Genomic DNA, 9,612 nt, shown 5'->3' on the forward strand with positions numbered 1-9,612 from the left:
TGGCATAGCGTTCAAAGCCACCTTCGGCAAATGTTGTCTGTCTCATGGTATTTATGATTCAATGGAAAATAAGCTTATATTACCGTTTCTGAATCATTGCTCGGGGACTTAATCAGAGATTCCTTAACAATGGCGCCATGAACCAGTATTTCGCGCGTGCGCAAAGCGACACGTCTGGCATCGAACGCGCCCACCTGTACGGCCCGACTTATCGTGGTCTGCAACGCATCGGTCACGAAGCAGGAGCTGCCTTGTATGCGGAATCGATTGCCTTATATGCGCATTTTCACGACCGGGTGGAACAAGCCCGGGCAGCGCTAGGCATCGCCGCGTTACCGAAGACCGAACAGACAGATATTATGAGCCGCTATTATGCGATCAACGATTCAATTGAATCGGCGCGACGGGCCTACATCCGTGCGCATATCGCCGGGCTTGAGCAAGAAGAATGATGTTATGGGAATGAGGTCGTCAGTGTAGTAGGGCGCATTACAATGCGCCCTACGATTATCCGTTTTGCCAAGATTGCCGCATTATCTTTGACATTAAATAATGATAGCCGGTGTAAGACGGATATTGACCTGATGCTGGCTACTCATTTGCTTTTACATACTATTCAACGCCGCCAATGCCGCCTCATCAAGTCGCAACGCACCCGCTGCGACATTGTCTTGGAGATGGGCCACTGACGAAGTACCAGGGATGACGAGAATATTAGGTGCACGTTGCAGCAGCCACGCCAGTGCTACTTGCATGGGCTGGGCTTGCAGCCTTGCTGCTACCTGCGTCAACACGTCCGACTGCAAAGGCGTAAATCCGCCGAGAGGGAAAAACGGTACATAGGCGATACCCTGTGCAGCCAGTGTATCTATCATAGCATCGTCACCGCGATGCGCCAGGTTGTACTGGTTTTGTACGCAGACGATATCGGTGATCTGCTGCGCTTCTGTCAGTTGCTGCATATCGACGTTGCTGAGCCCTATGTGGCGGATCAGGCCTTCTTGTTTCAGGCGCAGCATGGTATCCAGCGATGCGGCGAGAGATGAGCCGTCCGGGCCAGCTACACCAGGTGCACGCAGGTTGACTACGTCCAGCGCCTCCAGCCGTAGGTTGCGCAGGTTGTCGTGGACGGCGTCGCGCAATTCCTGGGCAGATGCGGCGGGCAGCCATGATTGATCTTCGCCACGCTTGAAACCTATCTTTGTGACGATGGTCAGCTCATCGCGGTAGGGATGCAGTGCTTCGCAAATGATCTGGTTGGTCACATGCGGCCCATAAAAATCCGAGGTATCAATATGGTTGATGCCCAGCTCTATGGCTGCACGCAATACTGCCACGGCAGCAGCGCGGTCTTTGGGCGGGCCCCATACATGCGGGCCGGCCAGTTGCATGGCACCGTAGCCCATGCGGTTGAATGTAATATCGCAATGGGTAGGTGTGAACTGCTCGCGGGAAGGTGAATAAGTGCTCATAAAAACTCCAGGATGATGGTTAACAGGTTTGCCAGGGCCCGGTTTTGCGCTCATTTAGCGCTCATTGCGTGGTGGGGCAGGGCATGGACACATCATAGCAATAGTTATACTGTGTGATAATCAGGGCAATTCCGCACGGCTTGTACGAAATTCCGCACAATGGGGCATTCCAACCATGACCACAGACTTGCATTCGCTGGCTGACCTGTCCACCTTTGCGCTGGTTGTCCAGCATCGGGGCTTCCGCCAGGCTGCGCGCGCCAGCGGGCAATCTGCGTCGGCACTGAGCGAGGCCGTGCGGCGGCTGGAAAGCCAGCTTGGCATACGGCTGCTATTGCGCACGACCCGCAGCGTCACGCCAACCGAGGCCGGTGCGCTGTTGCTGAGCCGCCTGCAACCCGCACTCAATGATGTTGCCAGTGCACTGGATGTGCTCAACGATCTGCGCGACAGCCCGCGCGGTACCTTGCGACTCAATGTGCCAGTCAGTGCAGCGCTTTTTTTCCTGCAACCCCTCATCAATCAATTCATGACCGCGTACCCGGATATCCTGCTCGACATTGTCATTGACAATAATTTTGTCGATGTCGTGGCAAGCGGGTGTGACGCGGGCATACGTTATGGCGAGCGGCTGGAACAAGACATGATCGCCGTCCCCATCGGCCCGCTGACCCAACGTTTTGCTGTCGCTGCCGCACCTGCCTATCTCGCCAGGCGGGGCATACCTGAGCACCCGCGTGATTTGTTGCAACATGCCTGCCTGCGTGGAAAATTTCTCATCGGTGCTATTTTTCCGTGGGAGTTTGAGCGCGATGGGCAAAAATTAAGCCTCGACCCCAGCGGCCCCTTGATCGTGACACCCACCGTGATGGATCTGGCAGTGAATGCAGCGGTGGCTGGCCATGGCGTCATTTATCTGTTTGAAGAATGGCTTGCTCCCTACGTGGCATCAGGACAGTTGCAACCCATATTGCAGGATTGGTGGTTGAGTTTTCCGGGGCCGTTTTTATATTATTCAGGGCGGCGACACCTGCCTGCACCCTTGCGTGCATTTGTTGATTTTATTCGTGCGCCGGATAGTACTGATGACAAACTTGTCACCGCTGTCAAAAAGAAGAAAGCCATCAAGAAGCATGGAATCTGATCGCGCATGCGCCGCCCATCTTCCATCATCGCCGTGATGTAGGGCGCATTGCAATGCGCCGCATGAATATCACAACACCCCGGCCAAATAATCTGTGCAGTGCACGTCGTTCACATACGGCGCGTTACAACGCATCTCCCGTTACGGTCCCGTTACGGCTACATTTATCCTTTTGCTGTGAATTTGCTGTGAGGGAGGGCAAGCGATGAATGTCTTTCTCTGTGCCTCTCTGCGGTGAGTGGCTGTGTGTTCACATGCAGCATGTGAACGCGCAGCTCACTCCCCCACCAGCCTCGCCACATAAGCATTCACAAACATCCCGGCAGGGTCACAACTCTGGCGGTAATCATCAAAGGCCTGCACGCGCTCTGCACGGCGGCTGCGTAACTGCTTCAGAAATGCCGGGTTGAATGGCAATGTTCCTTTGCCCGGCCCGGTGCTGGGATCATAAAATCCATACATCTTGCCATTGTGTGGCCAGCCGCCGAGTGCAACCCATTCGCTTTCTATCTCCGCAAAAAAATTCAATAGCTTGGTCGGGTAATCGAGACCGCTGTTGTCTTCATGCACGGCGACAAAGGCGATCAGGTCAAGGTTGACGAAGTAGGCATCGGTGTCGGTAGTGTAGGTTCCTGCCATGGCAGTATTGCCACCTTTGATGAAGCGAAATTCCATAGGCGCAGCGATGTGGAAATTGCTGCTTTTGTTGACCTTGTCGCTAACTGATTTCAAAGCTCCCCAGACTGTGGATAAACTTTCTGCACCCAGATCAGGCAGCTCGATAAAATAAGACATGAAAATGACCCTGGCGGCCTCATTCAGCCAAAGGTCGGAATTCTTTTGCGCTGCTTTTTTGACTTCACCCTTGATGACGGATATTGCGGTCGATGTGATCATTGCTGCCGCTGCGGTGCCGACGATGGGCGCATCAAAGCTTTGCGCATAGATGGCGGCATCCTCGGCGATTTTTTCAGCATAGGGCAAATAGGGCGCGCCAAATTCATTCTTTTGCGCGAGCTGGCAGGCATCTGTCGTGGGTTCTGCCATGGGTTCTGCTACCGGGGCTGCACCCGAGCTGCTTTCTACATTCCACCAGGCGGCGGTGAAATTGTTGGTGCCAGTCATGGCATAGGGATTGAAGAAGGTTTCTACCCTGGATTTAGAGGCCAGCAGGGCAGACAGACCAGCACCAAAGTTGGCGGCATTCTCCCACACAAAGTCACTGATGCCCGCAGCCAGACAATTGGCAAAAGGGCGTGGCAAGACGCTGATGGTAACGGCAGTCACGATACCAAGGCTGCCCAGTGACACGCGGGCAAATTGCAGTGGTGACCATGCGCCCACCTTGGGCGAGCTGGCGTCGATGGTGGTGACATTGCCACTGGGCCCCATGATGGCAAAGGCGCTCACGGTTTCGGCAAAGATAGGTGCCTGCACGGTCGCCCCATGCACATCCACCGCCGTCATGCCACCGAGGCTGAAAAAACCACCGGCCGTCACGGTTTCCAGCATCAGTTTGTTTTGCGTCAGGAAGGCATCAAGCTCATCTTCACGCACGCCAGTGTTCACGGTAACGCTCTTGCCATCGCTGCTGATCTGCATGCGCTGGTCGCCATTGTTGCCAAGGTCGGCATAGCAGGAAAGATCGACGATGACGACACCACTCGCAGGCGTCTCGCTACTCGCCACCAGCGGGGTTTGCGAATGGCGCTGGCCGGATATGCGTAGCTGTTTTTTTTGTGCCGCAGCGGTGCTGACGATGGCTTGCAATTCTGCGCGCGTGCGTGGTGTGTAGTAATAATTATCGCCCTGGTAAAACAGGTTCTGGCTCCAGTTCTGCCAGAGTGGGGACGCGGGCTGGATGTAGTTTGTGGTGGTTTGTGGCATGGCTTATTCCGGTGGTGATGCAAATGGGGATGCCTTTTCTCCCTTGCCTTCAAGGGGGGATTTGTGGGAATTCGCAAAGCATGCTTTGTGAAACTCCGGCTGCATCCCTTGAAGGGGAGTGGGCTACAACAGCACACTTGCGATTGGCATCTGTAAGTCGAGCGCATGTGGGATGCTAAAAATTCTGCCCAGTTACATCAAATTTCAAGCATATTAAAAAATATTTCAATGTAATTTACTCTAGCATAAATTTTAATAAATCAAGCCATTTTCATAGTGCGGACATGCGCATATTCGTAGTTTAATTTCCTAGTAAAATGTCCGCCTGTTGCAAAAATATATCAATTAATTGAATAAATTCTTCATGCCATGCTTGTTTTATTTAAAAAGCTGTGGCAAGATACATCCATCGAATACAGCAACACCCACTTGAATACCAACATCAATTTTAAAGAACAGGACCTATTGTGAACGCAACGCTACTCCAACCACTGCACCAGAACCTGCGCCTCATCGCGCAGGGCATGGCACAGGCTGGCGCAGCGCTGCTGGATGCAGTATCGCTCCCATCCCATTTAGCCACTGACCTGCAGTCGCAGCCAGTACTGCAAGCGCAGCCCACCCTGCAACTGCAGCTTACCCTGCAACTGCAGCCCACATTAATCAGCCCGCTCTTCGCCTTGCCCTTGCATCATCTGGGCGCATGCGTGCAATTCAACATCCGGGGGGAAACCCCACAGGCAAGCCTTACCAGTTAATGGTCAGGCCACCTGTAGCGACAAGCCCGGATGCGATGAACGCACCGGGCTTTTTAGTTTTTATACCGCAGAATTTTTAGCCTGATTACAGATTACAGATTGCAGATCGCAGATCGCAGCAGGCATTAACAGTCATATCGGAGTGTGGCGCAGCCTGGTAGCGCTACTGCTTTGGGAGCAGAAGGTCCGAGGTTCAAATCCTCGCACTCCGACCAGTTTGAACGTTGCATCGTTCCGTAGAGAGCGTCGTGGTAAACGGCGTTCTCTACACCCAGGATTTGCAGATTTGTAGGGTGCGCCGTGCGCACCATCGTTGATCAACGAAACGAGTATGCCGGTGCGCACGGCGCACCCTACGAGACCAGGCAAAGGTTCAGCAATGAAAGGAAAAAATCAGCCTGCTTTGGGGTGGCCATAACTTAACGGTGAAAGTCGCGGATTGTGATTCCGCTTATCCCGGTTCGATTCCGGGTGGTCACCCCAAAGCAGGTTGAAGAATGAATTAAGCGCATGTGGTGGAATTGGAATACACGCTGGCCTCAGAAGTCAGTGCCGAAAGGATTGAGGGTTCAAGTCCCTCCGTGCGCACCAGTTTTACAGGGGATTAGCCAAGCGGTGACGGCACCGGGTTTTGAACCCGGCATTCCAAGGTTCGAATCCTTGATCCCCTTCCAGTATTGAGTAGTAAAATTTTTTTCGGAGTGTAGCGCAGCCTGGTAGCGCAACTGCTTTGGGAGCAGAAGGTCCGGGGTTCAAATCCTCGCACTCCGACCAGTTTGAGTCGTGCATGATCTTGTAGGGTGCGCCGTGCGCACCATCGTTGATCAACGAAACGGGTGCGCTGGTGCGCACGGCGCACCCTACGAGACCAGGCAGAGGTTCAGCGATGAAAAGGAAAAAATCAGCCTGCTTTGGGGTGACCATAACTTAATGGTGAAAGTCGTGGATTGTGAATCCGCTTATCCCGGTTCGACTCCGGGTGGTCACCCCAAAGCAGGTTGAAGAATGAACGACGCGCATGTGATGGAATTGGAATACGCGCTGGTTTCAGATTAGTAGGGTGCGTCTTGACGCACCACCTCGTCCGACTACGGCAAAGTGAAATGAAAAAATGCGATGTAGATGCGTTAAAAATAAATGCCTAAAAAGATAAGAATTTTCCGGCTCGCAGACGGTGCGTTACAACGCACTCTACCGTATCAGTAAGTTTGAAGCGCATGTGGTGGAATTGGAATACACGCTGGTTTCAAAAACCAGCACCGCAAGGTTTGAGGGTTCGAGTCCCTCCATGCGCACCAGTATTTGGAAATTTGGAAACGTGGCAGAGCGGCCATTGCAGCTGTCTGGAAGACAGTAGGGCTGAAAGGTCCCGTGAGTTCGAGTCTCACCGTTTCCGCCAGTAAGTAAGGGCATCGGCAGGCATGCCGGTGAGCGAGAGAGTTGTATGCGCGTGTGGTGGAATTGGGATACATGCTGGTCTTAGAAACCAGTGCCGAAAGGATTGAGGGTTCAAGTCCCTCCGCGCGCACCAGTTTTACAGGGGATTAGCCAAACAGTGACGGCATCGGGTGTTGAACCCGGCGTAAGTGGACTGAGAGCTAGGGTTCGAATCCTTGATCCCCTTCCAGTGTTGAGTAGTGAAAATTTTTTTCGGAGTGTGGCGCAGCCCGGTAGCGCTACTGCCCTGGGAGCAGAAGGTCCGAGGTTCAAATCCTCGCACTCCGACCAGTTTGAGTCTTGCATGATTTTGTAGGGTGCGCCGTGCGCACCATCGTTGATCAACGAAACGGGTGTGCTGGTGCGCATGGCGCACCCTACGAGAAACTGCAAACCGGTTTTGCGCGTGTGGTGGAATGGTATACACGCTGGTCTTAAAAACCGGCGCCTTTTGGCATGTGGGTTCGAGTCCCACCACGCGCACCACGATGACTATTGATGTCACTGCCGTCATGCCAGACTTGATCTGGCATCCAGCGTCGTTTGCTGCCAGGCAGAACGAGATTAACCAGAGATAAAATGTGCACGCAACTTGTGTGCAGAAATAAGAATTTTGAAAGCGTGGCAGAGCGGTTGAATGCACCTGTCTAAATACAGCAATCGCTGTCGGGGGCCGTGAGTTCGAATCTCACCGTTTTCAGATAAGCGCCTGCCCCAGTTTTCTGACGGGCAGGCATGTGATACGTTTGTCTCATGTATAGGTGTACAAAACTCGGCACAGGTTTGCACGTAATTTTGCATAAGAGCAGCGAGCGTAGGTGCGATTAGCGCAAGCGTAATCGTACGAATGATATCTTTGAAAAACACGATCTTTCAAAGATTGAGCATCATAAAATACCGTCTCAATAACATTTTTTATCTTAAAAAAACACGTCATTGAAGTGCCAGTATTTTTCAATCCCAATAGCTAGCAAACGCTGACATGCGTACGATTACGCTTGCGCTAATCGTACCTACGTCCCTTGAGCAGAATTGCAGCATTCACTCAATGGCCTGTCAGCGCAAATCTGGCTTGCTAAAGTTGAGCCTGTGGATTGCAGGTGATATTCATGCCTGGGGCGATATTCCTGAATTGCCTTATATCGCACAGCAAAAAGCCCGCGTGTCGCGGGCTTTTTTGTGGGCAATTATGTCAGGTACATGTCTGCAGCAACTGGTTTATTGCGCGCACTCACTGCATTCATTTGCACTGCGTTGCTGCCACCCACGGCATTTCGCCCTTGTTGACCTTTGCGCCTAATCCCAGCACCTCGTCGCCTATGGCTTGTGGATAGCGGGCCTTCATTGCCTTGATGAGGGCGGCAGAGTCTTTGGTTTTTGCCAGTTCTTCTCCGTAAGCATTGAGGTAGTTGATGCTATAGCGTACTGCGCTCAGGTCACTTGGCTGACCCTCTTTCGCATGTCCGGCTACCACGGTTTGCGGGCCCAATGACTCTATGTGCTTGAGGTCGTTGATCCAGCACTGGCGTTCCGCTGGCGAGCCGCTGTCTGTCATCCATAGGTGCATGTCGCCAAACACCCGCACGCCACCTACTGCTGCCTTGATCGCGGGTATCCAGACTAAGGTGTAGAGCGGCGAAGGGCCGTCCTGGCCTATCACTTCGAGGCGCTGGCCTTCCAGTTCCAGCGTGTTGCCCTTCAGCACACCAGGAACAACAGGCGCCAGCGGGCCATTGACGCCGAGCATGGGCTGCCACACCTTCAGTTTTTCTGGCAGGCTGGCCTGGATATGTGCCGCCGTTGCGCTGGTGGCGACGATCTGGGCCTGCGGGAATGCCTGGTGTATCACCTCCAGCCCGAAGTAGTAGTCTGGGTCGCCCTGGCTGATAAAAATCGTTTTGAGATTTTTACCACTATCAAGAATTTTACCAACCAGGCGGTAGGCATCGGCGCGGGTGAACTGGGCATCGATCAGCACCGCATCGGTCTTGCCGGTGACCAGAGTTGAAGCCACGTTAAAGCCACGCGCGTCTGCGCGGTAGGTGTGCAGCGCCAGCGGTGCTTCGGCAGCGGCAAAAGAGGCGGCGTTGATGCATGTCAACATGAGCGCCACCATCAGGCTGCGCAGGGAAAAATTAGGGTTTTTCATGGGAAGAGGGTTTTCAAATGATTGCGGAATTGGCAGAATACGTGACACACAAACTTTTTGTAAGTACGTACCTGAAGGTAAGCTAGTCAGTTGTCACAGTGAAAGCGAACGTGACAGACATCTTCCCGGCAAGGCTATTCTGGGCGCTGCGCATATGGCAGGTACTTCGTTTTTTTACTGTTACAGTTCACTGATATGTCGATCAAATTGCTGGATATCCCCGCAGAGCAGGCCGCCGTTTATGACAAAGGCCATGTACTCGTGGCCGAGTGCCCGTCGCGCGCGGTGTTGCAGCACGTCACCAGCCGCTGGGGCCTGCTTGTGCTGCTGGTTTTGCAAAAGCGCACGCACCGCTTCAGCGAGCTCAGACGCAGCATAGGCGGCGTCAGCGAAAAGATGCTCGCGCAATCGCTGCAGGCGCTGGAGAATGATGGCTTTGTGCTGCGCCACTCGTATGACGAAGTGCCACCGCGTGTGGATTACACCCTCACAGCAACAGGCGTCGAAGTCGCACAACATCTGGCGGCACTCACGGACTGGATAGAGGGAAATATGTCGAGGATAGGGCAGAGTGGAGAAGTAGGTTGATGGCTTGGATAACAGTATCTACGTCCCTGACATGCGTACGATTACGCTTTCGCTAATCGTACCTTGTATTATGACGCCTTCGGTAGTTATTCGTTAATATAGCTACCAACAAGTTCTTGGTAGGCATATCAAGATCGAGTGACTGGATGCCGGATCGTACCTTAGGTTTGAAACCTG

General features: G+C 53.2%; 7 protein-coding genes and 13 tRNA genes. 17 read left to right on the plus strand and 3 right to left on the minus strand.

Features of this window, described 5'->3' with window-relative positions:
• The first annotated feature begins 95 nt into the window (after window positions 1-95).
• Window positions 96-452, plus strand: coding sequence for a DMP19 family protein (locus ACO0LI_RS30260; protein WP_423037627.1), 357 nt, complete (start codon window positions 96-98; stop codon window positions 450-452).
• Between the two features lie 153 nt (window positions 453-605).
• On the opposite strand, the gene ACO0LI_RS30265 is transcribed toward ACO0LI_RS30260, so the two are convergent.
• The gene (locus ACO0LI_RS30265; protein WP_422954451.1) at window positions 606-1,472 is read right to left on the minus strand and encodes an oxidoreductase; all 867 of its coding nucleotides are present in this window, start codon (window positions 1,470-1,472) and stop codon (window positions 606-608) included.
• Between the two features lie 175 nt (window positions 1,473-1,647).
• Here ACO0LI_RS30265 and ACO0LI_RS30270 point away from each other — a divergent pair, with 175 nt between their 5' ends.
• Window positions 1,648-2,616, plus strand: a complete 969-nt coding sequence (locus tag ACO0LI_RS30270) for a LysR substrate-binding domain-containing protein (protein WP_423037617.1) — start codon at window positions 1,648-1,650, stop codon at window positions 2,614-2,616.
• A gap of 276 nt (window positions 2,617-2,892) precedes the next feature.
• Here the strand turns inward: ACO0LI_RS30270 and ACO0LI_RS30275 are convergent, their stop codons facing one another.
• A complete protein-coding gene (locus ACO0LI_RS30275) occupies window positions 2,893-4,503 on the minus strand; it encodes an FAD-binding protein (protein WP_423037619.1) in 1,611 nt (536 codons plus the stop codon).
• Between the two features lie 467 nt (window positions 4,504-4,970).
• On the opposite strand from ACO0LI_RS30275, the gene ACO0LI_RS30280 reads away from it, so the two are divergent.
• The 14 genes from ACO0LI_RS30280 (at window position 4,971) to ACO0LI_RS30345 (ending at window position 7,398) form a co-directional block, all read left to right on the plus strand.
• The gene (locus ACO0LI_RS30280; RefSeq protein ID WP_423037621.1) at window positions 4,971-5,261 is read left to right on the plus strand and encodes a hypothetical protein; all 291 of its coding nucleotides are present in this window, start codon (window positions 4,971-4,973) and stop codon (window positions 5,259-5,261) included.
• Between the two features lie 138 nt (window positions 5,262-5,399).
• Window positions 5,400-5,476: transfer RNA gene (locus ACO0LI_RS30285), tRNA-Pro, on the plus strand.
• A gap of 193 nt (window positions 5,477-5,669) precedes the next feature.
• A tRNA-His gene (locus ACO0LI_RS30290) sits at window positions 5,670-5,744 on the plus strand.
• Between the two features lie 23 nt (window positions 5,745-5,767).
• A tRNA-Leu gene (locus ACO0LI_RS30295) sits at window positions 5,768-5,852 on the plus strand.
• Between the two features lie 7 nt (window positions 5,853-5,859).
• Window positions 5,860-5,935: transfer RNA gene (locus ACO0LI_RS30300), tRNA-Gln, on the plus strand.
• 23 nt (window positions 5,936-5,958) lie between these two features.
• Window positions 5,959-6,035: transfer RNA gene (locus ACO0LI_RS30305), tRNA-Pro, on the plus strand.
• Window positions 6,036-6,177: 142 nt separating this feature from the next.
• A tRNA-His gene (locus ACO0LI_RS30310) sits at window positions 6,178-6,252 on the plus strand.
• Between the two features lie 222 nt (window positions 6,253-6,474).
• Window positions 6,475-6,559, plus strand: a tRNA-Leu gene (locus ACO0LI_RS30315).
• Between the two features lie 14 nt (window positions 6,560-6,573).
• Window positions 6,574-6,660: transfer RNA gene (locus ACO0LI_RS30320), tRNA-Ser, on the plus strand.
• A 47-nt stretch (window positions 6,661-6,707) separates the two neighbouring features.
• Window positions 6,708-6,792 (plus strand) — tRNA-Leu (locus ACO0LI_RS30325).
• A gap of 7 nt (window positions 6,793-6,799) precedes the next feature.
• A tRNA-Gln gene (locus tag ACO0LI_RS30330) sits at window positions 6,800-6,888 on the plus strand.
• 24 nt (window positions 6,889-6,912) lie between these two features.
• Window positions 6,913-6,989, plus strand: a tRNA-Pro gene (locus tag ACO0LI_RS30335).
• A 111-nt stretch (window positions 6,990-7,100) separates the two neighbouring features.
• Window positions 7,101-7,184 (plus strand) — tRNA-Leu (locus ACO0LI_RS30340).
• 129 nt (window positions 7,185-7,313) lie between these two features.
• Window positions 7,314-7,398 (plus strand) — tRNA-OTHER (locus ACO0LI_RS30345).
• A gap of 540 nt (window positions 7,399-7,938) precedes the next feature.
• On the opposite strand, the gene ACO0LI_RS30350 is transcribed toward ACO0LI_RS30345, so the two are convergent.
• Complete coding sequence (locus ACO0LI_RS30350) at window positions 7,939-8,847, minus strand: MBL fold metallo-hydrolase (protein WP_423037623.1); 909 nt, start codon at window positions 8,845-8,847, stop codon at window positions 7,939-7,941.
• Window positions 8,848-9,042: 195 nt separating this feature from the next.
• Here ACO0LI_RS30350 and ACO0LI_RS30355 point away from each other — a divergent pair, with 195 nt between their 5' ends.
• Window positions 9,043-9,435, plus strand: coding sequence for a winged helix-turn-helix transcriptional regulator (locus ACO0LI_RS30355; protein WP_423037625.1), 393 nt, complete (start codon window positions 9,043-9,045; stop codon window positions 9,433-9,435).
• Window positions 9,436-9,612: the final 177 nt, after the last annotated feature.

The sequence above is a fragment of the Undibacterium sp. Tian12W genome, from assembly GCF_049339405.1.
Classification (GTDB): Bacteria; Pseudomonadota; Gammaproteobacteria; order Burkholderiales; family Burkholderiaceae_D; genus Undibacterium.